The 349-nt window shown below is 47.6% G+C and carries 1 protein-coding gene; it reads right to left on the bottom strand.

Annotated features, from left to right (window positions below; genetic code table 11):
* The coding region (locus ACTHS3_RS17380; RefSeq protein WP_440368685.1) for a DUF1275 family protein at positions 1-349 on the bottom strand (349 nt) is incomplete at both ends.

Here is a 349-nt window from a genome sequence, read left to right as displayed (position 1 = left end):
TGCCGGTCATATGGGTGGAGCGGATGGCGGAACCGGACAAAAGCGTAATAACGGTATTGTGCATACCCATAATAAAGCACAATAAAAACAATGCTAAAGACGGCATAATAAAATCAGAGCCGCCAAAATTCCATTCCATCGCGGCAATGCCGAACCAACCGAATATCAACAGATAAACTGCTTCCAGCCACATGGAAAATCCAAAGCTGCCACGGAAACGCATTTGCTGCGTCCACAAAATCACCCAGCCCGAATGCGCGGCTCCGGCAACAAAACACAACACGCTGATTGTGGCAATAATGGCCACACTCCACTCTTGAAGATACAAAACATCTGCCAACAGCGACAT

This window comes from Neisseria sp. P0009.S007 (assembly GCF_051962515.1).
Note: the sequence above shows the minus strand (reverse complement) of the source record. Positions and strands in the feature narration are given on the sequence as shown.